Annotated in this window: 25 protein-coding genes and 2 pseudogenes; 14 read left to right on the top strand and 13 right to left on the bottom strand. The window is 53.6% G+C overall.

What is annotated here, in order from left to right; genetic code table 11:
• The first annotated feature begins 99 nt into the window (after positions 1–99).
• The gene (gene alaS / locus A7Q00_RS08010; RefSeq protein ID WP_064090048.1) at positions 100–2,829 is read left to right on the top strand and encodes an alanine--tRNA ligase; all 2,730 of its coding nucleotides are present in this window, start codon (positions 100–102) and stop codon (positions 2,827–2,829) included.
• 39 nt (positions 2,830–2,868) lie between these two features.
• Here alaS and A7Q00_RS08005 read toward each other — a convergent pair whose 3' ends face one another.
• Complete coding sequence (locus A7Q00_RS08005) at positions 2,869–4,359, bottom strand: anti-phage dCTP deaminase (protein ID WP_064090047.1); 1,491 nt, start codon at positions 4,357–4,359, stop codon at positions 2,869–2,871.
• A gap of 404 nt (positions 4,360–4,763) precedes the next feature.
• On the opposite strand from A7Q00_RS08005, the gene A7Q00_RS08000 reads away from it, so the two are divergent.
• From A7Q00_RS08000 to A7Q00_RS07990, 3 genes and pseudogenes are all read left to right on the top strand, one after another.
• Complete coding sequence (locus A7Q00_RS08000) at positions 4,764–5,000, top strand: DUF6429 family protein (RefSeq protein ID WP_003742120.1); 237 nt, start codon at positions 4,764–4,766, stop codon at positions 4,998–5,000.
• Between the two features lie 270 nt (positions 5,001–5,270).
• Entirely contained in the window at positions 5,271–5,591 is a 321-nt protein-coding gene (locus A7Q00_RS07995; protein ID WP_064090046.1) for an ArsR/SmtB family transcription factor, read from the top strand.
• A 58-nt stretch (positions 5,592–5,649) separates the two neighbouring features.
• Positions 5,650–6,214, top strand: a pseudogene (locus A7Q00_RS07990) (NAD(P)H-dependent oxidoreductase).
• 186 nt (positions 6,215–6,400) lie between these two features.
• Here A7Q00_RS07990 and A7Q00_RS07985 read toward each other — a convergent pair.
• From A7Q00_RS07985 to A7Q00_RS07975, 3 genes are all read right to left on the bottom strand, one after another.
• A complete protein-coding gene (locus A7Q00_RS07985) occupies positions 6,401–7,192 on the bottom strand; it encodes a competence/damage-inducible protein A (RefSeq protein WP_064090045.1) in 792 nt (263 codons plus the stop codon).
• Between the two features lie 141 nt (positions 7,193–7,333).
• Positions 7,334–7,930 carry a hypothetical protein gene (locus tag A7Q00_RS07980; RefSeq protein ID WP_064090044.1) on the bottom strand — a complete coding sequence of 199 codons (597 nt, stop codon included), beginning with the start codon at positions 7,928–7,930 and terminating at the stop codon, positions 7,334–7,336.
• Positions 7,931–7,967: 37 nt separating this feature from the next.
• Positions 7,968–8,615: an HAD family hydrolase gene (locus tag A7Q00_RS07975; RefSeq protein ID WP_064090043.1), complete on the bottom strand. Its 648-nt coding sequence runs from the start codon at positions 8,613–8,615 to the stop codon at positions 7,968–7,970.
• Positions 8,616–8,872: 257 nt separating this feature from the next.
• Between A7Q00_RS07975 and lolA the strand changes: the two genes are divergently transcribed.
• Positions 8,873–9,490: an outer membrane lipoprotein periplasmic chaperone LolA gene (gene lolA / locus A7Q00_RS07970; RefSeq protein ID WP_064090042.1), complete on the top strand. Its 618-nt coding sequence runs from the start codon at positions 8,873–8,875 to the stop codon at positions 9,488–9,490.
• A 93-nt stretch (positions 9,491–9,583) separates the two neighbouring features.
• On the opposite strand, the gene polA is transcribed toward lolA, so the two are convergent.
• The 7 genes and pseudogenes from polA to clpX form a co-directional block, all read right to left on the bottom strand.
• Positions 9,584–12,370, bottom strand: coding sequence for a DNA polymerase I (gene polA / locus A7Q00_RS07965; protein WP_064090041.1), 2,787 nt, complete (start codon positions 12,368–12,370; stop codon positions 9,584–9,586).
• A 341-nt stretch (positions 12,371–12,711) separates the two neighbouring features.
• The gene (locus tag A7Q00_RS07960) at positions 12,712–13,455 is read right to left on the bottom strand and encodes a hypothetical protein (RefSeq protein WP_064090040.1); all 744 of its coding nucleotides are present in this window, start codon (positions 13,453–13,455) and stop codon (positions 12,712–12,714) included.
• 73 nt (positions 13,456–13,528) lie between these two features.
• Positions 13,529–13,638 (bottom strand): annotated as a pseudogene (locus tag A7Q00_RS13550) (IS5/IS1182 family transposase); the annotation flags it as partial.
• Positions 13,639–13,796: 158 nt separating this feature from the next.
• A complete protein-coding gene (tsf, locus tag A7Q00_RS07955; protein ID WP_064090039.1) occupies positions 13,797–14,651 on the bottom strand; it encodes a translation elongation factor Ts in 855 nt (284 codons plus the stop codon).
• A 130-nt stretch (positions 14,652–14,781) separates the two neighbouring features.
• Positions 14,782–15,525 (bottom strand): 30S ribosomal protein S2, encoded by a 744-nt coding sequence (gene rpsB / locus A7Q00_RS07950; RefSeq protein WP_003822732.1) that lies wholly within the window; start codon positions 15,523–15,525, stop codon positions 14,782–14,784.
• Between the two features lie 145 nt (positions 15,526–15,670).
• Entirely contained in the window at positions 15,671–15,874 is a 204-nt protein-coding gene (locus A7Q00_RS07945) for a hypothetical protein (RefSeq protein WP_064090038.1), read from the bottom strand.
• A gap of 81 nt (positions 15,875–15,955) precedes the next feature.
• Entirely contained in the window at positions 15,956–17,206 is a 1,251-nt protein-coding gene (gene clpX / locus A7Q00_RS07940; RefSeq protein WP_064090037.1) for an ATP-dependent Clp protease ATP-binding subunit ClpX, read from the bottom strand.
• A 304-nt stretch (positions 17,207–17,510) separates the two neighbouring features.
• Here clpX and A7Q00_RS07935 point away from each other — a divergent pair, with 304 nt between their 5' ends.
• Positions 17,511–18,455 (top strand): serine hydrolase, encoded by a 945-nt coding sequence (locus A7Q00_RS07935; protein ID WP_064090036.1) that lies wholly within the window; start codon positions 17,511–17,513, stop codon positions 18,453–18,455.
• A gap of 254 nt (positions 18,456–18,709) precedes the next feature.
• Here the strand turns inward: A7Q00_RS07935 and A7Q00_RS07930 are convergent, their stop codons facing one another.
• Both A7Q00_RS07930 and bioH read right to left on the bottom strand, forming a co-directional pair.
• A complete protein-coding gene (locus A7Q00_RS07930) occupies positions 18,710–19,501 on the bottom strand; it encodes a hypothetical protein (protein WP_064090035.1) in 792 nt (263 codons plus the stop codon).
• Positions 19,502–19,610: 109 nt separating this feature from the next.
• On the bottom strand, positions 19,611–20,357 hold the full coding sequence (gene bioH, locus A7Q00_RS07925; protein WP_064090034.1) for a pimeloyl-ACP methyl ester esterase BioH: 747 nt from the start codon (positions 20,355–20,357) through the stop codon (positions 19,611–19,613).
• Here bioH and A7Q00_RS07920 point away from each other — a divergent pair, their 5' ends adjacent.
• The 8 genes from A7Q00_RS07920 (at position 20,358) to aspS (ending at position 26,495) form a co-directional block, all read left to right on the top strand.
• Positions 20,358–21,083, top strand: coding sequence for a ComF family protein (locus tag A7Q00_RS07920; RefSeq protein WP_035580080.1), 726 nt, complete (start codon positions 20,358–20,360; stop codon positions 21,081–21,083).
• 110 nt (positions 21,084–21,193) lie between these two features.
• Complete coding sequence (trmL, locus tag A7Q00_RS07915; RefSeq protein ID WP_064090163.1) at positions 21,194–21,658, top strand: tRNA (uridine(34)/cytosine(34)/5-carboxymethylaminomethyluridine(34)-2'-O)-methyltransferase TrmL; 465 nt, start codon at positions 21,194–21,196, stop codon at positions 21,656–21,658.
• Positions 21,659–21,763: 105 nt separating this feature from the next.
• Positions 21,764–22,501 carry a septal ring lytic transglycosylase RlpA family protein gene (locus A7Q00_RS07910; protein ID WP_425387506.1) on the top strand — a complete coding sequence of 246 codons (738 nt, stop codon included), beginning with the start codon at positions 21,764–21,766 and terminating at the stop codon, positions 22,499–22,501.
• Positions 22,502–22,789: 288 nt separating this feature from the next.
• The gene (locus tag A7Q00_RS07905; RefSeq protein WP_064090032.1) at positions 22,790–23,062 is read left to right on the top strand and encodes a type B 50S ribosomal protein L31; all 273 of its coding nucleotides are present in this window, start codon (positions 22,790–22,792) and stop codon (positions 23,060–23,062) included.
• A gap of 1 nt (position 23,063) precedes the next feature.
• Complete coding sequence (gene ykgO, locus A7Q00_RS07900; protein WP_003822751.1) at positions 23,064–23,189, top strand: type B 50S ribosomal protein L36; 126 nt, start codon at positions 23,064–23,066, stop codon at positions 23,187–23,189.
• A gap of 322 nt (positions 23,190–23,511) precedes the next feature.
• A complete protein-coding gene (locus A7Q00_RS07895; RefSeq protein ID WP_064090031.1) occupies positions 23,512–24,180 on the top strand; it encodes a DUF502 domain-containing protein in 669 nt (222 codons plus the stop codon).
• An 18-nt stretch (positions 24,181–24,198) separates the two neighbouring features.
• Positions 24,199–24,405 (top strand): tautomerase family protein, encoded by a 207-nt coding sequence (locus tag A7Q00_RS07890; RefSeq protein WP_064090030.1) that lies wholly within the window; start codon positions 24,199–24,201, stop codon positions 24,403–24,405.
• Between the two features lie 281 nt (positions 24,406–24,686).
• A complete protein-coding gene (aspS, locus tag A7Q00_RS07885; RefSeq protein ID WP_064090029.1) occupies positions 24,687–26,495 on the top strand; it encodes an aspartate--tRNA ligase in 1,809 nt (602 codons plus the stop codon).
• Positions 26,496–26,660 lie beyond the last annotated feature (165 nt).

Raw genomic sequence — 26,660 nt, 5'->3', positions numbered from 1 at the left:
CAAGTAGGCAGCCGCCTGCAATATGCAGTAAAATCACGCCCAATTTTTGTTAAGCGCGCCAGCCGCCCGAATCATTATTTTGAAAGACACCGAAACGCCATGAAAACCTCCGAACTACGCCAAAAATTCCTAAAATTCTTCGAATCCAAAGGCCACACCATCGTCCGCTCTTCCTCGCTCGTGCCGCACGACGACCCGACGCTGCTGTTTACCAACGCCGGTATGAACCAGTTTAAAGACGTGTTCCTCGGCTTCGACAAACGCGCCTACAACCGCGCCACCACCGCGCAAAAATGCGTACGCGCAGGCGGCAAGCACAACGACTTGGAAAACGTCGGCTACACCGCCCGCCACCACACCTTCTTTGAAATGATGGGCAACTTCTCCTTCGGCGACTACTTCAAACGCGACGCCATCCACTTCGCCTGGGAGTTCCTCACTTCCCCCGAATGGCTGAACATCCCCAAAGACAAACTCTTGGCGACTGTCTATGCCGAAGACGACGAAGCCTACAACATCTGGCTGAACGAAATCGGTATGCCTGCCGAGCGCATCGTCCGCATCGGCGACAACAAAGGCGCGAAATACGCGTCCGACAACTTCTGGCAGATGGGCGACACCGGCCCTTGCGGTCCGTGTTCCGAAATTTTCTACGACCACGGCGAAGAAATCTGGGGCGGCATTCCCGGCAGCCCTGAAGAAGACGGCGACCGCTGGATTGAAATTTGGAACTGCGTGTTCATGCAGTTCAACCGCGACGAACAAGGCAATATGAACCCGCTGCCCAAGCCGTCCGTCGATACCGGCATGGGCTTGGAGCGCATGGCGGCCGTAATGCAGCACGTCCACAGCAACTACGAAATCGACCTGTTCCAAGACCTGCTCAAAGCCGTTGCCCGCGAAACCGGCGCGCCGTTCAGCATGAACGAACCGAGCTTGAAAGTCGTTGCCGACCACATCCGCTCCTGCTCCTTCCTGATCGCCGACGGTGTGATGCCGTCCAACGAAGGCCGCGGCTATGTCCTGCGCCGCATCATCCGCCGCGCCGTGCGCCACGGTTACAAACTCGGCCAGAAACAAGCGTTTTTCTACAAGCTCGTGCGTGATTTGGTGAAAGCGATGGGCGACGCGTATCCCGAGTTGAAAGAGAAACAAACTCAGATTATGGAAGCCCTGCGCGCGGAAGAAAGCCGCTTCGGCGAAACGCTGGAAAAAGGTATGGGCTTGTTTAATAAAGTGTTGGAGCAAATGAACAAAGAATCTTCTGCACAAGCAACAGAAGCGATAATTAGAGCAGAGAAGGAAGGTATATCAGGGCACTTGTATGACAAGATGTTGGTCGGCGGATATGAGTATAAACGAATCATTCCAGGTGAAATCATCTTCAAACTCTACGACACCTACGGCTTCCCCTACGATTTAACCGCCGACATGGCGCGCGAACTCGGCATCGATTTGGACGAAGAAGGCTTCAACCGCGAAATGGAAGCCCAACGCGCCCGCGCCCGTGCCGCACAAAACTTCAAAGCCAACGCCCAGCTTGACTACACCGGCGCGGACACCGAGTTCACCGGCTACGAAAAACGCAGCCAAGAAACCAAAATCATCGCCTTATACAAAGGCAGCGAAGCCGTGGACGAACTCCAAGCCGGAGAAGCAGGCGTGGTCGTTTTGGAACAAACTCCGTTCTACGCCGAAAGCGGCGGCCAAGTCGGCGATGTGGGCTTTATCTTCGCAGGCGAAAACCGTTTCCGCGTGGAAGACACGCAGAAAATCAAAGCCGCCGTACACGGACAATTCGGCGCGGTCGTATCAGGCCGTCTGAAAGTGGGCGATGCCGTATCCGCCGAAATCGACAACGACATCCGCAACAGCATCATGCGCAACCACAGTGTTACCCACCTGATGCACAAAGCCCTGCGCGACGTTTTGGGCGCACACGTCGAACAAAAAGGCAGCCTGCAAAACGCCGAGCTGACCCGCTTCGACATCTCCCACCCGCAAGGCATCAGCGCGGAAGAAATCGCCGAAGTCGAACGCCGCGTCAACGCCGCGATTATCGCCAACGTGCCCGTCAAAGTGGAAACCATGTCTATTGAAGACGCGCAAAAATCCGGCGCAGTCATGCTCTTCGGCGAAAAATACGGCGACTTCGTCCGCGTCATCACCATGGGCGACTACTCCATCGAACTCTGCGGCGGCACTCACGTCGCCCGCACAGGCGACATCGGCTTCTTCAAAATTATCAGCGAAGGCGGCATCGCCGCAGGCATCCGCCGTGTAGAAGCCATCACAGGCCTTGCCGCGCTGGCATGGGCACAAAACCAAGAAAGTTTGGTGAAAAACATCATCGCCGAAGTCAAAGCCCAAACCGAAAAAGACGTACTCGCCAAAATCCAAGCCAACGCCGCAAACGCCAAAGCCTTGGAAAAAGAGTTGGCAAAAGCCAAAGCCGAACTCGCCGTCCACGCAGGCGCAAAACTCTTGGACAACGCCCACACCGTCGGCGAAGCCAAACTCGTCGCCGCCCAAATCGAAGCCGACGCAGGCGCATTGCGCGACATCGTTACCGACCTCACCGGCAAAGGCGACAACATCATCGTCCTGCTCGCCGCCGTGAACGACGGCAAAATTGCCTTGTGCGCAGGCGTATCTAAAGCCATGACTGCCAAAGTGAAGGCCGGCGATTTGGTCAAACACGCTGCCGAGCAGGTTGGCGGCAAAGGCGGCGGCCGCCCCGATTTGGCACAAGCCGGCGGCAGCGATGTCGAGAAACTGCCCGCCGTGTTGGATGGTGTGAAAGATTGGGTCGGCGCGAAGCTGGCTTGATGTAAGGAAGGCAGCCTGAAAGGTTTTCAGGCTGCCTTTTTATTTTTCTTCTAATTCTTTTAATTTTTTTTGTATATCTTTCTCTATTTCCGATAAAGAGTATATGTTTGATTTTAGTCTTAATACTGCATTTTTAGGCTTCCATTCAATAACTTTTCCCTTGTCTTTTCTAATGATTTCACTACCATAACCTTGTGATATAGAGAATAAATCAAGAAAACTACGAGGTCCAACTCCAACAAATGGATTAAAGTTTAATTTATTTGGTTCCGTTTTATGGTTTTTTAATGTCATTGAATCTTTCCATAATTCTAGAGCTTTACTCTTAGGATAAGGTTCTATAAAAAATACTTCCTTGATTCCTGCTGCTACAATATGTTTTGCACAATTATGACATGGAAAAGTAGTAACAAAAATTGATGTTCCTACAGTAGAGTTATTTGTTCTCCCACAAGATAAAATTGCATCCATTTCAGCATGAACCACTCTTCCATACTCAGTAATATCTTTCAATGAACTCTTAGATACGATATCCCTAAGTTTTATCTTATTTTCCTTGTGTTGTTTATTTTCCTCATTAAAAAATGAATTAAATTCATGAATTATTTTTTCTGATATTTCGTTTATAATTTTCTGTTTTTCAATTTGATTGGAATCAAATCCAATTTGATAGTCTCTACCATATTCTATATCATATATTTCACCATTTTTTTCATTGTATTCAGGCCAGTACTGGCCACCACCAAATTTAGGAATATCGTTTGCACCTGTAGCTATGATATTTCTATCCTTGCTAATTACAGCACCAACTTGTCGAGATAAGTCAGCAGATCTCAAACTTGAAATATATGCCATATACATTGAGAACTCATTAGCTGTTGGAGTAATATAAGGATGTCCAAATATCAAATTTAAAAACCTTTTGCATGAATTTTTTATATGTTCATTTGTTTTATTATCAAATTTTATAAAATAATCAGCTAAATGAAAGGCATCTCGCGTGTGTTGACCATAATCATTATTTTCCCCTTCATCTCTTTCCATTAGTTTTATTGCCTGTTCTGATGTCATACCTATTCCATTTATTAAAACATCTTCACGAATTTCTTTTGATTCATATAGTGATATTTGATAGAAATTTTTATTGTATATTTCTCTAAGGAATTTTATTTCTTCATCATGCTTTAGTGAGTTTATAATAAAAGCTATTCTTTTTATTCCTGAGCTTTCTTTTCTTTTTTGAGCAATTAAATTAACTACCTTAAGAGCTAAATAATTATTATTAAATTCTCTTCTTAATTCATTACCATGATCCATCAAAGTTTTATATCTATCAAATTGATTTTCATAGATCTCATTGTTTCTCTCTAAAAACTCTTTTGATATGTGAATTTCTTCTACTTTGTAATTAAATTCATCTATTAGTATTGAGTTTAATATATTTGATAATGGCTTTAACCTACTACCTACAGCTCCAACTAATCCAATAACTAAAAACTCATTTTTTTCGTTTAGGGAATCTGGTTTCATTATTTATCCTCGCAATAATTTTGGAAAAATTTAATTATAAAGTATATTTGTAAGTTCCCCAATAGTAAGGAGTTGTATTTTCCGCCAAAACGGCGAATGTACCGACCGTTACGGCAAGCGCGGCAGCCAGCAAGCGTAGGTTGGGTTGATAAACCCAACACTTTTCAGGTAACCCTCTTAAAGGCTACCTGAAAAAATACATCGACAAGGCAAGCCGTAGCCTGCATTCCCACAAACCGCGTGCGTTGCCATGTCGCACACCCTACCTGCGGGCGACGTAAACCTTAAGATTAAGGTGTAGGGTGTGTGCGGTACGCACGCACGCGATTGCTGCCGTTATCGAATCGATACTGCATCCTTCCACATCCCAACCCCATCAATCCAAATCAAGAAAGCTCCAATCTATGTCCTATAACCGCCAAAAAATGGAAAACGCCCTGCTTGCCCTAATCGGCGCATTGGAATTTGAAGACGGCCGTTTTTGGAAAGGCTACGATTTTGATCTGCTCAATAGCCTGCACGAACAAGGCCTAATCAGCCAGCCTTGGGGCAAAGCCAAATCCGCCTATCTCACCCCCGAAGGTTTGGAAAAAGCAAAAGCCTTGGCAGAGGAGATGTTTGGCGGGGAATCGGATTTGTAGTAAACCGTAGCCTGCTCCCGCTAACTGCGTGCCCAGCTATTCCGCCCTAACCATAAATCATAAAAAACCAAAACCAATGAATAGGGTATGTGCAATACACACACGCGGTTGTGATTACCGAATCAACAAACGTAGATTTGGACACGATCCTGCAAAGCCTCTAAGCCGAACAATATGTTGGATTTATCAATCTGCCTGCCGATTTAAACGATTGGCTACCTGAAAGCATACATATTCAAAAATCCAAATATATCTGTATAATCCGCTCCCATGAACGCAAACGTCATTTTCAAAGCACTCTCCAACGAGCACCGCCTGCAAATCCTGCTGTGGCTGAAAACGCCGGAGCAGCATTTCGCCGCCGAACGTCTCTCCACCGCCGAAGAAACAGGCGTGGCAGGCGGTGTGTGCGTGAATGCCATTGTGGAAAAAACGGGGCTGACGCAATCCGTTGTCTCCACCTATCTGACCGTTTTGAAAGACGCGGGGCTGATTCGCACCGAGCGTGCCGGAAAATGGACGTATTGCTTCTACCGGCCTGAAACCATGGCAGAATTTTCGGCTTATTTGCACGGTAGCTTTTTGCCGTGAGCTGTTTTTTAACCCATTATATCTATAAAATTAGATATATAAATTTAAAGGTATCCATATGAAAAAGACCCTCGTCATCGTCGCCCATCCCGATATCGCCCGCTCCACCGTGAACCGCACTTGGGCACGCGCCCTCGCCGCGCAGGAGAGCCGCTACACCGTACACGAACTTTATACTGCCTATCCCGACGGCAAAATCAACGTAGCGGCTGAACAGGCCTTGATTGAAGCGCACGGCAGCGTGATTTTGCAGTTTCCCGTGTATTGGTTTTCCTGCCCGCCGCTGCTGAAACAGTGGTTTGACAGCGTATTCACGCACGGCTGGGCGTTCGGTTCGTCCGGCCACCGCGTTCCAAGGCCGCAAACTTGGCTTGGCCGTATCGCACGGCACGCCGCCGCAAGATTATTTGCATACGGGCAAAACCCGCCACACGCTGGCCGAAACGCTGGTTCCGTTTGAAATCATTGCCCACTATATCGGCGCGGAATATCTGCCGCCGTTCACTTTCCACGCGCTGGAATTTTTCACGGAAGAAGAGATACAGGCCAATCACGATAAAATGGTGTCGCAAGCGGAGCAGGCCGCGAAGGATTTGCTGGCACATTTGGAGAAATTTGCCTAATCTGCAGCGTGCCAATTAACTTGCTACACAAGGCAGTGAGCCACTGGCAGTGCGGCAGTGCGGCGAATCAGGCCAACGCATTAGCGAAAGCTGAGTTGGTTTGCTGCAGTTTTGGTGCTAATTATTAGGCACGAATATTTTCAGGTAGCCTCCGCAAAGGCTACCTGAAAATATATCGCCTCCACTTCAAACCTCGTCTTCCGCCGCAGGCTCAATCTGCGTGGCGCCCAGTTCCCTCAACCGGGCTTCGGCTTCCTGCCAGGCCTGATTTAGCCGGGCGCAGGCTTCGCCTTCGGCTTTGAGGCCGAACAGCAGGCGGTAGCGCTGTTCGGCGGTGGGGGTGGCAGGCAGGCTGAAACTGCGGATGCCGGGGTAGCGCTGTTCGATGTCGGCCATCAGGGTGGTGATGCGGGATTCAGGCAAACCGATCCAGGCGCTGATGCTGCGGCGTTCGGTTTGGTGTTGGAGATGGGCGTAGTATTCATCAAGCACCCAGGCGGCCATGGGGTGCGCCATCACGGGAAAACCGGGCAGAAAGTAGTGTTCGCGGATGGAAAATCCGGCGATATTGTTGTAGGGATTGGGAATCAGGCTGCAGCCTTGGGGAAACTCGGCCATGCGCAGGCGGATTTGGTGGCCGTGGCTTTCAAGGCTGTCGCCGTGTTTGAGGGATACGGCTTCGATGTTGGCGGCGGCCTGCGGATGCAGCGCCAGCGGCAGGCCGAGGGCTTCGGCAGCGGCCTGGCGGGTGTGGTCATCGGGCGTACTGCCGATGCCGCCGGTAACAAAGGTGGGCAGGCCTTCGGCAAAGCTTTGGTGCAGGCGGCGGACGAGAATTTGGCGGTTGTCGGGCAGGTATTGCGCGGAATCGAGCAGCAGGCCGCGATCTTTTAGCAGCTGTTTGAAAAAGTCAAAGTGTTTGTCTTGGCGGCTGCCGTGCAGGATTTCGTCGCCGATGATGATGAGGGAAAATGACATGAGTTTTCCTTAGGCAGGAAGGCTACCTGAAACTGTGGTTGATGCTTTCAGGTAGCCTCTATGCAAATAACAGGTTACCTGAAAACTGGATTGATGCTTGAGCTTCTATAGAAGCCTATGCTTTCAGCCAGCCTTTGTTGCTTAATAGCTGGTGGCCGGCATCGGGCAATACTGGATGGATGCGGGACGCGTGGGATGTACTTCGCCATTGGTCTGCGGCAGGATTTCCACCACGGCCACATCGCAGCCTTCACCATCGCGAGAGTATTGCACTTCATAATCTTTGCCGGGCTGCGGGGTGAGGCTGGCGGCAAGTCGGCAGCGATCCACCCGTCCGAGGGTTTCACTGGAAAACGCACCATCGAGCACCAGCGGTTTGCCAGCAGGCACCACAAATTCTTTATACGACTCGCGGAACACCACGCCGGTATCGGCATTCACGGTGTTGCTGCGTTGAGTAGCGGGCATGCCCACGGAAAGGTTGCGGATGCGGCGCGGCAGGCCGCCGGTGAAACGGGTATGACGGCGGCGGCCTTGTTTTTCTGCCCATTGCTCGCAGGTGCTGTTTGGAATCATGCGTACCACATCGCGGCCGTATTGGCCGTAGATGCGTAGTCGTGCCTGGTTTTGCTCGTTATACGGCACGTCGCGGTGCACGATTTGCGATTTCTGCGACATAAAACAGCCGCTCAAAGCCAGTGCGGCACAAATCGGCAGCAATAAACTGATTTTCTTCATAAGACGTTCTCCGTTGGGTAAAAGTCAAGCGATTCGGCTAGAGCAAATCCAAAATCTGCCCGGGCGCATCCAGCCGCTCATCAGCCGGCCATTCGTGCACCGGGTCGCTCTCGGCAATGTAGCCCCAGTTGGCCAAGGCAGTGGCCATCCCGGCGTTTTTGCCCGCCACCATATCGCGCTCGGCATCGCCTACATATAGGCAGTGCTCCGGCGCAATACCGATTTGCCGGCAGGCATGATGCATCGGTAGTGTGCTGGGCTTGGATTCGGCACAAGTATCACCGCTCACCACCACCGCAGGCGGGGCAATGAAGCCCAATTCTGGCACGAGCAGGCTGGTGAAACGGTGCGGCTTGTTGGTGATGATGCCCCAGGCAATCCTGCGGCGGGCGAGCTGCTCGAGCATGGGGTTGATGCCTTCAAACAGCACGGTTTCATCGCAAAAACCGTGCTCGTATTCGGCCAAATATTCCTGCCGCCAGCGCGGGTGGTCGGGATGGTCTTTTTCAATGCCCGTGCCCAATTTAATCAGATAATTGGCGCCGTGGCTGGCCACCGGCCGGATTTGCGCCATCGGCACGGCAGGCAGCCCGTTTCTGGCCAAGAGACGGTTGAGTGCCCCGCCCAAATCCAGCGCCGTGTCGGCCAATGTGCCGTCTAAATCGAATAATACCGCTTGAATCATAAGGTTCTCCAAAGAAGGCGGTTGAGGCTACCTGAAAAGTATCTATCGCAACCTTTACCGCCGCTTACCACAGCCGCGAATTATAGCGCAGGAATAAAATCCGGTTAAAAATTTGCCGCCCTACTCCGCCTAATGCCTTGCTGTAGCGGAAAAATCCATTTGCTACACCGTCTTTACAATTCCAACCGCCCTGCCCCGCCGCACCCAAGCTGGTACAATGCGCCGCATTCCGTTTTGATTCGCACAAAGGAAAAACGATGAAAACCCAAACCTTCCGCCTGGCCGCCGCAGCCGTTTTAGCTATGGCCATCGGCAGCGCCCAAGCCGGCGGCATCGAAGCCCTGCAAAAATTCAACGCCGACACCGACGGTATCAGCGGCAGCTTCAGCCAAAGCGTGCAAAGCCGTAATAAAACCCGCAATGCCCAAGGCCGCTTCAGCATCCTGCGCCCTGGTCTCTTCAAATGGGAATATACCAGCCCCTACAAACAAACCATCGTAGGCGACGGCAGCCACATTTGGCTCTACGACATTGATTTGGCGCAAATCACCAAAACCGCGCAAAACCAAGCTATCGGCGACAGCCCAGCCGCCATCCTTTCTAATAAAGACGCCCTCTCCGCCAGCTACTCCCTGAAAGAAGACGGCTCCGCAGGCGGTATCGACTACGTCTTGGCCACGCCCAAACGCTCCAACGCGGGCTACCAATACATCCGCCTCGGCTTCAAAGGCGACGACCTGGCTGAAATGCGTCTGAAAGACAGTTTCGGCAACCAAACTACCATCAAATTCAATAACCTGAACACCCGCCCCAACCTCTCCCGCGGCCAATTCCGCTTCACCCCGCCGCAAGGCGTGGATGTACTAACGCAGTAAGAGCGGTTGAGTTTATCGGTATGAAAAGGAAAGGCTACCCGAAGGTTTCAGGTAGCCTTTATTGGGTTAGTCGACAATGTATAACTAACCTTTTTAATGCGCCTCTTCCCAATTCATTCCCACGCCCACCTCCGCCACCAGCGGTACGTTCAACATCCCTTCATCTACTTTCGCCATAATCTGCGGCAGTTTTTCTTTGACCAAATCCAGTTCGGCTTCGGGTACTTCCAACACCAGTTCGTCATGCACCTGCATAATCAGTTTGCTCTTCAGGTCGTCTGAAACCAGCCAGCGGGACACGTCTATCATGGCGCGTTTGATGAGGTCGGAGGCGGTGCCTTGCATGGGGGCGTTGATGGCGGCGCGTTCGGCTCCGGCGCGGGCGTTGGCGTTTTTGTTGCGGATGTCGGGCAGGTAGAGGCGGCGGCCGAACAGAGTTTCGACGAAGCCTTGGGCGGCGGCTTGTTCTTTGGTGCGCTGCATGTATTCGGCGACGCCGGGGTAGCGGGCGAAGTAGCGGTCGATGAAGGTTTTGGCGGACAGGTTGTCTATGCCCAGCGATTTGGCGAGGCCGTATTGGCCCATGCCGTAAATGAGACCGAAGTTGATGGTTTTGGCGTAGCGGCGTTGTTCGGGCGAGACGTTTTCAGGGGCGATGCCGAATACTTCGGCGGCGGTGCGGCGGTGTACGTCTTCGCCGTTTTGGAACGCGGCGATGAGGGTTTTGTCGCCGGAGAGGTGCGCCATGATGCGCAGCTCGATTTGGGAATAGTCGGCGGAAACGATGACGCTGCCTTGCGGTGCGGTGAAGGCACGGCGTACGCGGCGGCCTTCGGCGGTGCGGATGGGGATGTTTTGCAGGTTGGGGTTGTTGCTGGCAAGGCGGCCGGTAATGGCGACGGCTTGGGCGTAGGTGGTGTGCACGCGGCCGTCTTTGGGCGAAATCATTTCGGGCAGTTTGTCGGTGTAGGTGGATTTGAGTTTCGCTAGGCTGCGGTTTTGCAGGATGATTTTGGGCAGAGGGTAGTCGGGTGCGAGCTGTTCGAGCACGGCTTCGTTGGTGGAAATGCCGCCTTTGGCGGTTTTTTTCAGGCCTTTGGTGGGGATGCCCATTTTATCAAACAGGATTTCTTGCAGCTGTTTCGGCGAGTTGAGGTTGAACGGCTGGCCTGCGGCGGCGTAGGCTTCTTGTTCGAGCTTCATCAGCTCGGCGCCGAGCTCCGCGCTTTGGCGGGCGAGTTCGGCACGGTCGATTTGCACGCCGTTGCGTTCCATTTCAAACAATACCTGCGCGACGGGAAGCTCCATTTTTTCATACATTTCAAGCTGTTTGGCGTCCATTTGCGCGCGCAGGTGCGCTTCGAGGCGCAGGGCGAAATCGGCGTCTTGGGCGGCGTATTCGGTCGCCTGCTCAATGGCAACGTCGGCAAAACCGATTTGCTTCGCGCCTTTGCCGCACAGCGATTCGTAGGTAATGGTTTCCAAGCCCAGCCAGCGTTCGGACAATTCGTCCAAGCCGTGTCCGAGATGGCTCTCGATGATGTAGGAAGCGAGCATGGCGTCGCCGGCAATGCCGTTCAGGGCGATGCCGTAGTTGGCGAAAACGTGTTGGTCGTATTTGAGGTTTTGCCCGATTTTTTTCAGGGCGGGATTTTCCAAATGCGGTTTCAGACGACCTAATACGTCCTGCAAGTCAAGCTGTTCGGGCGCGGCGGTCAGGCTGTGTCCTACGGGGATGTAAACCGCTTCGCCTGCTTGGAATGCGATGCTGATGCCGACCAGCGAGGCGTTCATCGCGTCTAATGACGTGGTTTCCGTATCGATGCCGATTGTGTCCGCTTGCGACAGTTTGTCTAACAAAGCGGCAAACTGCGCTTCGGTGGTAACGGCTTGATAATCCAGCTTTTCAGGCGCGGGGGCATGTTCTCTGATTTTTTCAGACGACGTTTCCATGTCCAACGCAGCCTGTTCGCCTATCGTATCGCTGCCGAACAAATCGCCGTCTGCCGCTTCGTGCATACGGCTTTCCGCTTCTTTCAGCCAAGTGCGGAAACCCCAGCGTTTGAAATCGACCGCAAGCTGCGACCATTTCGGCGAAGTGCGGCGCAGGCTTTCGAGGCCGTCTGAAAGCTCCGAGTGCAAGTCCACATCGGTTTTAATCGTCACCAAATCATACGAAAGCGGCAGTTGGGGCAGCGCGGCTTGCAGGTTTTCGCCGACCTTGCCCTTGATTTCCGCAGCGTGCTCCATCACACCAGCCAGCGAACCGTAGGCTTCCAGCCACTTCACCGCCGTTTTCGGTCCACACTTCTCCACGCCCGGCACATTGTCCACCTTGTCGCCCATCAGCGCGAGATAATCGCGGATTTGGTCGGGGCGCACACCGAATTTTTCCTTCACGCCTTCAATGTCCAGCGTTTCGCCGCTCATCGTGTTCACCAGCGTAACGCGCTCGTTCACCAGCTGCGCCATGTCCTTATCGCCGGTGGACACCACCACATTCCAACCCGCTTCACCGGCCATCGCCGCCAGCGTGCCGATGACGTCGTCTGCTTCCACTTGCGGAATGACCAACACCGGCCAGCCCATCAGCCGCACCAAATCCGGCAAGGCTTCCGCCTGCGGACGCAAATCGTCCGGCATCGGCGGGCGCGTCGCCTTGTAGTCGGGGAACATCTCGTGGCGGAAATTCTTGCCCTTCGCATCAAACACCACCGCGCAATAATCGTGCACATAATCCGCCCGCAGCCGGCGCAGCATGTTCAACACGCCGTAAAGCGCACCCGTCGGCGCACCGTCAGGCGCAGACAATTGCGCCATCGCGTGATAAGCGCGGTAAAGATAAGAAGAGCCGTCAACGAGGAGGAGGGTTTTGCGCATTTGGGCAACCGTTTGTGTGAAATAAAAACAGCGGGATTATAGCGCACAATAAGCAGGCTACCTGAAAGCCAGCCAAAACCGAGCGACAAATTGCTGCTAGCCTTTGGCAGGTGGAAGAAAGGCTACCTGAAAACAGCGGCGACGGGGTTTCAGGTAGCCTTTTAGAGGATGGATAATGGATTTGCTTTTATTGAGAAAATGCTTTTTATTGGTAAGCAAAGTGGCCATGCCGCCCTGCTCTGGAGCAAGCTCAAGGTTGGTTGCAAGCGGTACAGTAGTGAAGCTCAAACGACATGAGTTGCTATATGGCTCAAATTGCTCGGCCGGTTTTCAGGTAGCCTTCAAGCCAGCCAGTCGTAGCATTGCTCCCAAAGCAGGGTTTCTTCCGGCTTTTCGCGGCCGACCAGCAAGGCTTGCTCGAAGGCTTGGCGAAAGGTGGCACGGGTATGCGGGGAATAAAACCAGGCAGAGAGTTTATTAGCAAACTGGTCGCGGTTGAAGCGCCCCCTGGGCAGATAACAGACTTTGCTCCAATCCATATCGGCACCATACGGCACATGCAAATAAACTGCGGCAAATTCGCGTAAGGCACTGGTTTCGGAGGCAGACTGCGCCCATAGGGCGAGCAGCTTGTCGGTTACATCGAGGCCTGCAAAGTGGAACATGGCCAGCCACACAAGCAAGCAGCCTTCGTAGCGCGGAGCGGCGATTTGGTATGCAAACCAGGCGGCTGCAAAGCGGTGCAGCCAGCGGATTTCATCTTCTGGCCAGCATTCGGGCAGGTCGCAGCGTAGTTTGTCGAGCAACCCTTCATCGGTGGGACGCACATCTTCATTGTTTACCAAGGCCTGCAAAATGCGCGGCAGGAAATGCTTCATATCGCGCGCGGTAGCGGCTTCGTCTGCCAGCGGCACGCTGCCCAGATAGCCGGCCAGGTTGTCGGCGGGAATATCGCGCAGCCGATAACTCAACAGCTCGTGCTGGCAATCTTCGGGCATGCAGCATTCGCAGGTGCAGATGTTGAGTGGAAAATGAACCGTATAGGGTGCAAACAGCCGGTAGGCTTCTTTGATGAGGTCTTGCATTCGGTGGTCCTTAGCCGGGTTTCAGGTAGCCTAGATCGGTTTGAGGCAGGGCTGCGGTGATTTGAAGTATCTAGTATAGTGAATTAAATTTAAACCAGTACAGCGTTGCCTCACCTTGCCGTACTATCTGTACTGTCTGCGGCTCGTCGCCTTGTCCTGATTTAAATTTAATCCACTATATCGCCACAATGCCGGTTCATCTCGCCGCACTGGCTACGTCTGCACTTCACTTCCTTGTATTGGCCGTCCAGTCCAGGCTACCTGAAAACCCGATATCTTTCTCACGCGATATAAAACAGCCCCTATCCCAACGGAACAGAGGCTGTTAAATATAAGCAAAATTACACTTTGGCAGCAGCAGCTACTTCAGCGGCGTAATCCACTTCTTTTTTCTCGATACCGTCGCCCACTTTGAAGCGAACGAAGTTCACGATATCTGTATCCTGTTGTTTCAGGAACTGCTCAACAGTCTGATCAGGGTTCATCACGAAGGGTTGGCCCAGCAGCGTTACTTCGGCCAAGAATTTCTTCACACGGCCTTCCACCATTTTGGCAGCGATTTCGGCGGGCTTGCCGGAAGCAATCGCCTGCTCGGTGTAGATGTGGCGCTCTTTAGCCACCACTTCGGGATCAACCTGCTCGGCAGAAATGCATTGCGGTTTGGAGGCCACGATGTGCATGCCAACTTGGCGGGCAGTGGTTTCATCACCTTTGTATTCCACCAACACGCCTTCAGTGGCGGCAGCGCCGTGGATGTAGGTGGTGAGGTTATTGGCAGCTTCGATGATTTCAAAGCGGCGTACAGAAATGTTTTCACCCAATTTGGCAATCACGGCTTTGCGCTCGCCTTCTACCAATTCGGCCAAGGCTTCAACGGTGGCCGGTTTTTTCTCGGCAGCGGTTTTGGCTACGGATTGGGCAAAAGCGATGAAGCCGGCGTCTTTAGCCACGAAGTCGGTTTCGCAGTTTACTTCCACCAAAGCGCCCACATTGCCTTCGATGGCATAAGCCAACACGCCTTCGGCAGCGGTACGGCCGGCCAGTTTGCTGGCTTTGGCGCCGGATTTAATACGCAGGATTTCTTCAGCTTTGGCCATGTCGCCATCAGCTTCCACCAGGGCTTTTTTGCATTCCATCATGCCCAAACCAGTGGCGGCGCGCAGATCGGCAACCATTTTTGCGGTAATTGCAGACATTATTTACTCCTATTTTATTGAGAAACGCGGCCGGATGCCGCGCTTTGGATAAATTGAAGGCTACCTGAAAGGCCGGGTTGGGCGCCCGCTTGTTGAAGCGGTGTGTTCAGGTAGCCTCATGCGGATCGGCTTAGGCAGATTCGGCTTCGTCGGCAGCAGCCTGCTGTGCGGCGGCTACGGTTTCGGCCAAGGCTTGGTTTTTGCCTTCCAATACGGCATCGGCGATACCGCGACAGTACAGGCGGATGGCTTTGGCAGAGTCGTCGTTACCAGGGATAACGTGTTTCACGCCTTCCGGATCGTTATTGGTATCCACCACGCCGATTACCGGAATACCCAGTTTGCCGGCTTCGGTCAGCGTACCTTTTTGGTAGCCGGTATCAATCACGAAAATGGCGTCTGGCAGGCCTTTCATGTTTTTGATGCCGCCGAGTGAGCGTTCCAGCTTTTCCACTTCGCGTTGAATGGTGAGCAGTTCTTTCTTGTTGTAACCGCTGGCTTCGGCATTTTCCAAAATGGCAGCTTTTTCTTCCAAGCGTTTGATAGACTGCTTAACGGTTTTGTAGTTGGTCAGCATGCCGCCCAACCAGCGGTGGTCCACATAGGGCATACCGGCACGAGTGGCTTCTTCGCGCACGATGTCGCGGGCTTGGCGCTTGGTGCCGACAAACAGGATGGTGCCTTTGTTGGCAGCCAAACGGCGAACGGCGTCTTGCGCTTCTTGGAACAAGGGCAGGGTTTTTTCCAAGTTTATGATATGGATTTTGTTGCGGGCGCCGAAAATGTATTGTTCCATTTTCGGGTTCCAATAACGGGTCTGATGACCGAAGTGAACACCTGCTTCCAACATCTGGCGCATAGTAATTTGAGACATTTATTTTCCTTACAAAGGGTTATAGCAAACATCAATGCACACAGAATCTCAAAACTGAGACACCCTTTGGTGCAAGATGCGAGCGTTAAGATAAAAAAAGAAACAGCTTTCAAAATGAAAGCTGCGGGATTATAGGGAAAAAGTGTTATTTTGGCAAGGTTTCCCCACCCTGTTTTTCTTCCTGCTTGAGGCGTTTGTTGCGCAAACGGATATAAACCACCCAAAACGCAAACAGCGTGGGCAAAATCGTCCACACCACCAAATAAATCAGCATCCGCGCCAACGATGGCTGCGCGAGGGCAAACATCAGGGTAACAAAGATATAGCCGATAAAAACAATGTGCCACATGGCGTCTTCCCAATAGGGCTACCTGAAAACCGAGGCTACCTGAAACCGGATTGGCATTTTCAGGTAGCCTCAAGCCTATTGCTACGGCAGTTGATATTCCTGCCCGTCTGCAGTGAGGAGTTTGGGCTGGCAGTTATCGTTAATCACCGTTTCGTCGATCACCACGGTTTTCACTTGCTCTTTAATATCCGGCAGTCGGAACATGGTTTCCAACAGCGCGCGCTCCACAATCGAGCGCAGGCCGCGCGCACCGGTTTTGCGCTGCATGGCAAGTTTGGCGATGCTGCGCAAGGCAGACGGCTGCACCTTCAGCTCCACTCCTTCCATTTCAAACAGCGTTTGATATTGTTTTACCAAAGCATTTTTGGGTTCAATCAGGATGTTGATCAGTGCTTCTTCATCCAACTCGGCCAATGTGGCAATCACCGGCAAACGGCCGATCAGCTCGGGAATCAGGCCGAATTTAATCAAATCTTCCGGCTCGACAATTTCAAACAGCTCAGTAACGTCGGCATCTTCGTCTTTGCTGTGCACCGAAGCGCCAAATCCGATACCGCCCTTTTCCGTACGCTGGCGGATAACCTTTTCCAAGCCGGCAAATGCACCGCCGCAGATAAACAGGATGTTGGTGGTATCCACCTGAATAAAATCCTGATTCGGGTGTTTACGCCCGCCCTGCGGCGGCACGGATGCCACCGTGCCTTCAATCAGTTTGAGCAAAGCCTGTTGCACACCCTCGCCGGACACATCGCGGGTAATTGAGGGGTTGTCGCTCTTACGGGAAATCTTGTCGATTTCGTCAATATAAACAATCCCTTTTTGCGCCTTTTCCACATTAAAATCGCAATTACCCAAAAGCTTGGTAATAATCTGCTCCACGTCTTCGCCCACATAGCCAGCTTCGGTAAGCGTGGTGGCATCGGCCATAACAAACGGCACATCCAAACGCCGTGCCAAACTTTGCGCCAGCAGGGTTTTGCCCGAGCCGGTGGGACCGATGAGCAAAATGTTGGATTTGGCCAACTCCACATTATCTCCTTCTTTCGGATGGCGCAGGCGTTTGTAGTGGTTGTACACCGCTACCGCCAGCACCTTTTTGGCCTGTTCTTGGCCGATAACGTGCTGGTTCAAATTGCTGACGATTTCAGCCGGCGTAGGCAGCCGGTCTTCGCCGGAGTGCGTTTCGCCTGCTGCTGCACCCTCGCTGTGGATCATGTGGCTGCAGGTGTCGATACACTCGTTGCAAATCAAGGCATTATCGCCTTCAATCAGGTTTTTTACTTCATTTTCCGATTTGCCGCAGAAAGAACAGTATCGGGTTTCGTTGCTCATTTGATGTGATTCCGCAATGTAATGTGTTGTGCCGTAAGAAGATGGCAAAGCGTGGAAGTATATAGGGGAATTCCGCGCATATCAACGCGGATACCGCCGCCATCAGCGCTGGAATCCAATCATTACCTTCATAGCAAAATCTGCCCTTTACAAAAATTCTTTTACACTATCTAGGGTTTACAAAACTGCATTTTTTATCGAAAATAAGCGGGTTTTCATTTTTATCGTTAAAACAAATATTTGCCCACTGCAACAGCAAGCCGCCTAACGGCATTGCCGCACAACAAACTGATAGGTAACGAAATTGTTTGCAATTAGAAAGACTTGGATTATTTTAGCCACCGGATTGAGCCTGGCCTTAGCCAGCCTGCCCGCCGCTGCGCAAGATGATATCGATGTGCTCGGCCAGTTCCTCGAACAAAACCTGCCCGTACAAGACGATCCGCTCGGCACTTTCCTCAGCAGCCGCCCTGCCGAACGGGTGGAAGCCCAAGCCGCCGTAGCCGGACCTCTGCTCAGTTCGCAATCCGCACTGATTATGAATGGCCGCAGCGGCGAGATCCTGTATCAAAAAGGTATCGACCAAGTCCGCCCCATCGCTTCCATTTCCAAGCTGATGGCTGCCATGGTGGTGCTGGATGCCCAGCAGAATCTGAATGAAATCCTGGAAATTACCGAAGCCGAAATCGACCGCCTCAAAGGCACCGGCAGCCGTCTTTCCGTGGGCACCACCCTCACCCGCCGCGAAATGCTGCACCTGGGCCTGATGAGCAGTGAAAACCGCGCCATCCACGCCCTTGCCCGCAACTATCCCGGCGGCCTGCCTGCCTTTATGAGCGCCATGAACCGCAAAGCACAGAGCCTCGGCATGCAGCAAACCCGTTTCTACGACCCCACCGGCCTTGATTTCCGCAATGTATCCACCGCGCGCGATTTAAGCCTGATGGTGCGTGCCGCCCACGAATACCCGCTTATCCGCCAATTCTCCACTTCCAATTCCGGCTCCGCCCAAACCAGCAACGGCCGAGTGCAGCAATACCGCAACTCCAACGCCCTAGTGCGCGAAGGCACTTGGAACATCTCCCTGCAGAAAACCGGCTACATCCGCGAAAGCGGCCGCTCCATGGTGCTGTATGCCAACGTGCAGCGCCAGCCGCTGATTATCGTGCTGCTCAATTCTCCTTCGCCCACCACCCGCGTAAACGATGCGCGTGCGATTCAAAACTGGGTAAACGGCCGAGAAATTTAAGCCTAAACGGCTTTTTGCATACGCCAAATAAAGGCTACCTGAAAAATAGATGCTTTCTTTTTTCAGGTAGCCTTTTGCTAGCTGCATATCTGACATTACCTGGCTGGCTTTAAAACTGAATGTATAAAAGGCTACCTGAAACCGTAATGGCACCGAAGTTAAATGTTTCATCAACCCTTTAGCTCTATCAGCCATAACAAAGGCTACCTGAAAAACCATTTTCAGGTAGCCTTTAATCCAAGCAACAAATCAAGCTATCTCTGCCTCGGATAAAACTGCACCACATTTTCATTCTCCGGCAGTTGCAGTTTTTTCACTGCGTGGCCGTACACGGTTTCCAGCGTTACCGTATGCAGCAGCCCTTGCGCAAAACCTTCGTTCACGGCGGCGCGGGCGGCGGCTTCGTCGGCAAACTGCAAGGCCGCCCGGATGCCGAGCGTGTCCATATCCTGCCAGAAGGTTTCGGCGCGGGTGTAGGACAGCTCCAGCTTGGCGGTGTCCATCACCGGATCGTAGAAGCCGTGGTGGAACAGCATATCGCCCAAGTCGTGCATATCGGCGAACGGGCTTTCCACGGCGATGTTGCGCGTTTTCAGGTAGCCTGTGATTTCGGCCAGCGTGTCGAGGCCGAAGTGGGTGAGGAACAGCAGGCCGTCGGTTTTCAGCGCGTGCGCCCAGTTTTCGATCACCGGCACGGGCCGGGCGGCCGAGGGAACCAGGCCGAGGTTGCACCACAGCCAGTCGGCCTGCGCCTCGGGCAACGGGGTTTCGGGCGTTTGGCAGTGTTGCGGTACGGTTTTGCCTTTGCCGGCAAGGCGCTGCCAGAAGCCGGTTTGGCGGGCGGCTGCGGCGGCCTGCAGATAATCGGCACGGCTGTCGTATTCGCTGAACGCGGCTTGCGGGTAACGCGCGGCCAGCAGGCGGCGGCTGCAATCGCCGTCGGCGCCGAACAGCAAAATATGCTGCGGCGCGGCGGCAATCAGCGGCAGGCGTTGGTCGGTGTCTTCGGCGAGGCGGCGGTGGATCAGCCAGCGGTCGGTAGTCATTTTTCAGGTAGCCTGTGGTGTGTGTCGGCTTTCGGGCAGCCTGCCTGAGGCTACCTGAAAGCATCCGTTTCAATGATGGTAAAATGGTTTTTTTATGTTTTTCAGCCTGCTATGTTTTTTCAGGTAGCCCGATAAATGTTCGGTAGGCGGCAGAAAATTCATCGGCATGGCTCAAAAACGGAATATGCGCCGCCTTTTCAATCATCAGCAGGCGGCTGTTGGGCAGACTGCGGTGCAGGTATTCGCCCATGCGCGGCGGGGTGATGCCGTCTTTGCCGCCGAACACGAGCAATACGGGACACTGCACTTGCGGCAGCAAGGCGCGGGCATCGGTGCGCACCACGGCATCCAGCGCGGCTTGCAGGCCGGGCGGTACGCCGTAGCGGATGATTTCCGGCAGCACTTCGTCGGCCAGATGGGCGCGTTCGGGGATGTGCAGAAATTGCAGCTGCAAAAACTGGCGCATATATTTGGCAAAATCTTGGGTAAACAGCGGTATCATCTTGCCCAGCGCGGGTTTGGCCAAACCTTCGGGATAATCCGGCGCGGCGGTGAGGCGGGCAAAGCTGGCGGTCAGGCACAGGCTGCGTACTTTTTCGGGATGGCGCGCAGCCATATGCAGCGCCACCAACCCGCCGAGCGACCAGCCAAGCAGGTGTGCGGGCTCATTTAATTGAGCCGCCAGCGAGTCGGCCACAGCAACCACGTCGAACGCGCTATCGAACTCAGCCGCACCGTGGCCGGGCAAATCGGGTGCGGCGATGCGGCATTCGGGCAAATTGGTAACCAGCAGGTCAAAAATATGATGGTTGGCCGCCCAACCGTGCAACAGCATAATATTTACGGAATCAGACATATGGCGCTTTCAACTTGGTTAGCCGGGCAGTGGCGGCTATTTCAGCTAGCCTCCAGCCGGAGCAAACGCTGCATATTATGCCATGAATTATCCGGCAGCCAGTCATTGTGCGGCGGCTGCACGGCGGATTTGCACTGCCTGCGGCTGGATGCGCGCCGCCGCTGCCCATTGTGTGCCGGCATTTCTGCTTCCGGCCTACCATGCGGCCACTGCCAACGAAAACCGCCGCCGCAAACCCAGCTCAACGCCGCCTTCGCCTACCGACCGCCGCTGAGCAACCTGCTGTATGCCTACAAATTCCTCGGCCGCAACGATTTATATGCCGCCTTAGCCGAACTGATGCTGGCCGAGCCGCCCGTGTGGCCGACTCCGCCGGATTTGGTGATGGCGATGCCTTTGAGCGTGCGGCGGCTGCACAAACGCGGGTTCAACCAAAGCCTGCTGCTGGCCGAGACTATAGCTAAGCACCTGAATCTGCCGCTGTTGCCGCCGTTTGCGGTAACCCGCCCCCACCGACCGGCACAAAGCACCCTGCCCCGAAATGAGCGTGCCAAAAACGTGCACGGTATTTTTCAGGTAGCCTCAGCGGCGGATGTAAAGAACCGTCATGTGCTGTTAATCGACGACGTTGTTACCAGCGGTGCAACAATTGGCGAACTTGCCCGAACTTTGCAGCGGGCGGGGGCTGCAGCGGTTTATGGCTGGGTGTTCGCCCGCGCCGAATGAAAAGATAATTGACGTAGTTACCCTGCTGCGGCATCATGCCGCGCATCGTCCTAACGGCTGGTTTGTTGCAAATCAGCCTTATTTGTTTGAATTTCGCTGCATATCGCTTCATGTTCAGCATTGTTTTATACCAACCCGAAATCCCGCCCAACACCGGCAACATCATCCGCCTGTGCGCCAACAGCGGTGCCGAGCTGCATTTGGTGAAGCCGCTGGGTTTCCCTTTGGATTCGGCCAAAATGAAGCGCGCCGGGCTCGATTATCACGAATTCGCCCGCATCAGCCTGCACGAAACCTTTGAAGATTGCCTTGCCGCCTTGCAAGGGCGCCGCATTTTCGCGCTCACCACCAAAGGCCGCACCCGCCCCGACCAAGCCGAGTTCCGGCCGGGCGATGTTTTCCTGTTTGGCCCCGAAACCCGCGGCCTGCCGGCGGCAATCCTCGAGGAGCTACCTGAAAACCAAAAACTGCGCCTGCCCATGATGCCCGGTAGCCGCAGCATGAACCTTTCCAACACGGTGGCCGTGATGCTGTATGAAGCATGGCGGCAAAACGGCTACCAAGGCGGTATCTAACCGCCACCAACCCCATCCACTCAAGAAACGGAGTTTGTTTTGGCTAAATTGAAAAACGCCTTCTTTATCGGCATCACTGCCGCCATCGGTCTGTGTACCGCCCTAATCAACACCGCCGCCGCCGAGCCCAAAGCCGCGCCGGCCAAACCTGCCCCGCAGCAATACCACAGCCAGGGCAGTATTCATTTAGACGCCGTCGCCAAACCCGAACGGCTGCACCAATCTGCCAACCGCAGCTACCGAGTACGCGGCGTGCGCTACACCCCGATGACCGATGTGCGCCAATTCACTCAAACCGGCCGCGCATCCTGGTATGGCCGCCAATTCCACGGCCGCCTCACCGCCTCCGGCGAGCGTTACGACATGAACCTCATGACCGCCGCCCACAAAACCCTGCCCATCCCCAGCTATGCCCGCGTAACTAACTTATCCAACGGCAAAAGCGTGGTGGTGCGCATCAACGACCGCGGCCCCTTCCACAGCAGCCGCGTCATCGACGTATCCCAATCTGCCGCCCGCCAGCTCGGCTTCATCAACGCTGGTACCGCCAACGTGCGCATCGAACAAATCCTGCCCGGCCAGGCACGTGCCGAAGCCGAAAACCAACAGCCCGCCGCCAAACCGGCCGGCAATATTTATGTGGACTTGCGCCGCTTCGACCAGCGCAAAGCCGCCTACGACTATGTCGTGCAAACCACCACCCGCCTGCGCCATGCCAACAACACCAGCCAACAGGTATTCATGGTGCCGCAGCGTAACGGCAGCTTCCTCGTCCGCATGGGCCCGTTCACCCACCAAGACAAGGCAGAACAAACCAAGGCTGCGGTTACTACCGAACTGTAATCGCCAACTATCGGCAAACAGGCTACCTGAAAACGCAACGCAGAGGAGCTTCTGCGAAGCTAAACTTTCAGGTAGCCTGTTCCTTATCTTCTCCCATTCAAAATATAGTGGATTAACAAAAATCAGGACAAGGCGGCGAGCCGAAGACAGTACACACGTTACGGCAAGGCGAGCCAACGCTGTACTGGTTTTTGTTAATTCACTATAACCCAACAAGAACAATTCTTGCCTTGCCAAACCATCCGGCTTATGGTTAAATGTTACGGTATAACATTTGAAAGGTTGTTTATGAAACCCAATATCCACCCCGAAAACTACCGCACCGTCCTATTCTTCGACAGCAGTGCCAACGAAGGCTGGCTCATCCGCTCCTGCGCCCCCACCAGCAACACCATGCAATGGAAAGACGGCAAAGAATACCCCGTATTCATGCTCGACACCTCTGCCGCCTCCCACCCCGTTTACACCGGCCAGCAACGTGAGCACAGCAAACAAGGCCGTGCCAGCGCATTCAACCAACGCTACGGCAGCATGATTTCCGCTCTGAAAAAGGATAACTGAAATGCAAGTCCTCTCCTCCCTCAAAACCGCCAAAACCCGCCATCGCGACTGCCAAGTGGTGCGCCGTCGGGGCAAAGTGTACGTAATCTGCAAAAGCAATCCCCGCTTCAAGGCTAGGCAGCGTTAGGCTGGGTTTCAACTAAACAATAGGCTACCTGAAAGCCATTTCCGCGAAGCCAACACCTCTTTCGACAACGCCCATTTTCCGATTCCGATTCAACACGCATAGACCGTTGTCGAATCTAAGGTTTCTTGCAAACCAGGCGTTGGCTTCGCGGAAATGGCTTTCAGGTAGCCTTTCTGTTCCACTGTAAAACTCAATCATGCCGTAGCATCAAACCAGCCCTATCCCGTCAATAAGTTCAACTCCTTCCCGCAAAGCCCTCGTTTATTCCACCGCAAACGCGTATAATGCGCCACTTTTACTAAGTCATTCCTACGGGATAGACATGAGCGAGCAAACACCGTCAGAAAGCAGCGGCATCGGCAAAGCCATCAAGCGCTACCTGATTACCGGCCTCCTGGTCTGGCTGCCCATCACCATCACCCTGTGGGTGGTAACCTACATCGTTTCCACCACCGACCACCTCTTCAACCTGCTGCCCACCCAATGGCAGCCGGAGAGCTACCTCGGCTTCAACATCCCCGGCCTCGGCTTCATCCTGGCCATCGTTGTGCTGTTCGTAACCGGCGTGCTCGGCGCCAACGTGCTCGGACGCAAAGTGATTGAAGGCTGGGATTCACTCCTGGGGCGCATCCCCGTGGTGAAATCCATCTATTCCAGCGTGAAAAAAGTGTCCGAGAGCCTGCTCTCCGACAACAGCCGCTCGTTCAAAACCCCCGTGCTGGTGCCCTTCCCGCAGCCCGATATTTGGACGATTGCTTTTGTGTCCGGCGATGTGCCGCAAGCCTTGCGCGAAGCCCTACCGGAAGGCAACGAATATATCGCCGTATATGTACCCACCACGCCCAACCCCACCGGCGGCTACTACATCTTCGTGCGTAAACAAGACATCCGCCCCTTGGATATGAGCGTGGACGAGGCATTGAAATATGTGATTTCGCTGGGCATGGTCATGCCCGACGACGCACTTGTGCAAAAGCAGCCTGCCCCTTAACACCCAACAGGAAACCCTATGCCTTATGTAAACATTAAAGTGACTGGCGGCCGAGAAGCTCCAAGTGCAGAACAAAAAGCCGAACTCATCGCCGGTGTAACCGATTTACTGGCGCGCGTGCTGAACAAAAATCCCGAAACCACCGTGGTCGTGATTGACGAAGTGGACATGGACAACTGGGGCATCGGCGGCAAAAGCGTTACCGAGCAACGAAAACAAAGTTGACGTGCAGGCTGCTTTTCAAGCCAAGCAAACTTTATGAACCGACATCGAACCGATAATAGATACCCAATAAAACCCTTCAAATATCGTCTTATTCGTAGTATTGAAATATTTGATTTCGCTTGGCATAGTGGCGCTAGATGAGCACAAAATGGCAAAGCCCCTGCCCGAGCCGACCGAATGATTTTTCAGGTAGCCCTTCCAATTCCAAAGGCTACCTGAAAACCCCGCAAACCTTTACAATTACCCCTTATCGTTTAACAAAACACTTTTCAGGAAACACCATGCGTACCAACTACTGCGGCCTAATCAGCGAGCAATACTTAGACCAAACCGTAACTGTCAAAGGCTGGGTACACCGCCGGCGCGACCACGGCGGCGTAATCTTTATCGACCTGCGCGACCGCGAAGGTATCGTCCAAGTCGTCATCGACCCCGACACGCCCGAAGCGTTTGCCACTGCCGATTCCGCCCGCAACGAATATGTTTTGAGCATCACCGGGCGCGTGCGCAACCGCCCCGAAGGCACCACCAACGACAAAATGGTGTCCGGCAAAATCGAGATTTTGGCCAAAGAAATCGAAATCCTGAACCCCGCCGCCACGCCGCCGTTCATGATTGACGATGAAAACATCAGCGAAACCGTACGCCTGCAAAACCGCGTCATCGACCTGCGCCGCCCCGTGATGCAGCGCAACCTGCGCCTGCGTTATCAGGTAGCCATGGGCGTGCGCCGCTATTTGGACGCACAGGGCTTCATCGACATCGAAACGCCGATGCTGACCCGCTCCACCCCCGAAGGCGCGCGCGACTACCTCGTGCCCAGCCGCGTGCATCCGGGCGAATTTTTCGCACTGCCGCAATCGCCGCAATTGTTTAAACAATTGCTGATGGTGGCAGGTTTCGACCGCTACTACCAAATCACCAAGTGCTTCCGCGACGAAGACTTACGCGCCGATAGGCAACCTGAATTCACCCAAATCGACTTGGAAACCTCGTTCCTGAACGAGGATGAAATCATGGACATCACCGAAGGCATGGCGAAACAGGTATTCAAAGACGCGCTGGGCGTGGAACTGGGCGACTTCCCGCGCATGCCCTATTCCGAAGCCATGTTCTACTACGGCTCTGACAAGCCCGATATGCGCATCAGCCTGAAATTTACCGAGCTGACCGATTTGATGAAAACGGAAGAATTCAAAGTGTTCCGCGCCGCCGCCGATATGAAAGGCGGCCGCGTGGTGGCTCTGCGCGTGCCGAACGGCGCGAAACTCAGCCGCAAGGAAATCGACGAATACACCCAGTTTGTCGGCATCTACGGCGCGAAAGGCTTGGCCTACATCAAAGTGAACGATGTAACCAATTTGAGCAACGGCGAAAACAGCGGTTTGCAGTCGCCCATCGTCAAATTCCTGTCCGGAAGCAGCCTGCACGAAATTATCAAACGCACCGGTGCGCAAAACGGCGACATCATCTTTTTCGGCGCGGACAAAGCCAAAGTGGTGAACGAAGCCATCGGCGCATTGCGGATTAAAATCGGCAAAGAACACGGCGCGGAAAACGGCTATTTCGTGGACGAGTGGAAACCGCTGTGGGTGGTGGATTTCCCGATGTTCGAATACGACGAGGAAAACGACCGCTGGGCCGCCATGCACCATCCGTTCACCTCGCCCAAACCCGGCCACGAAGACCTGATGGAATCCGACCCTGAAAACTGCCTGGCCCGCGCCTACGACATGGTACTCAACGGCTGGGAAATCGGTGGCGGCTCGATCCGTATCCACCGCGCAGACATTCAGGAAAAAGTGTTCGCCGCGCTGAAAATCACGCCCGAAGAGCAGCAAAACAAATTCGGCTTCTTGCTGGATAACCTGAAATTCGGTGCGCCGCCGCATGGCGGTTTGGCATTCGGTCTCGACCGTTTGGTGGCCTTGATGGCTCAAGCCGAATCCATCCGCGATGTGATTGCCTTCCCGAAAACGCAACGCGCACAAGACCTGCTGGTGGATGCCCCCAACCATGTGGACGAACTCCAACTGCGCGAACTGCACCTACGCTTGCGCCAGAAGCAGACCGAACAGAAAGAAGCGTAAAATGCCAAACACACAGCCTGAAAACACCGCAGTTTTCAGGCTGTGTTGTATCCTGAACCATAGTGCTTGCCGCTACACTTTCAGGATAGCCAAAGCAATGATGGCTGCATACCAAGCAAACCAACACCACAGGAAAAATTAATACTTTGGTTATGGTGCTCGCTT

Origin of the sequence: Eikenella halliae (assembly GCF_001648475.1) — a bacterium.
GTDB lineage: Bacteria > Pseudomonadota > Gammaproteobacteria > Burkholderiales > Neisseriaceae > Eikenella > Eikenella halliae.
Note: the sequence above shows the minus strand (reverse complement) of the source record. Positions and strands in the feature narration are given on the sequence as shown.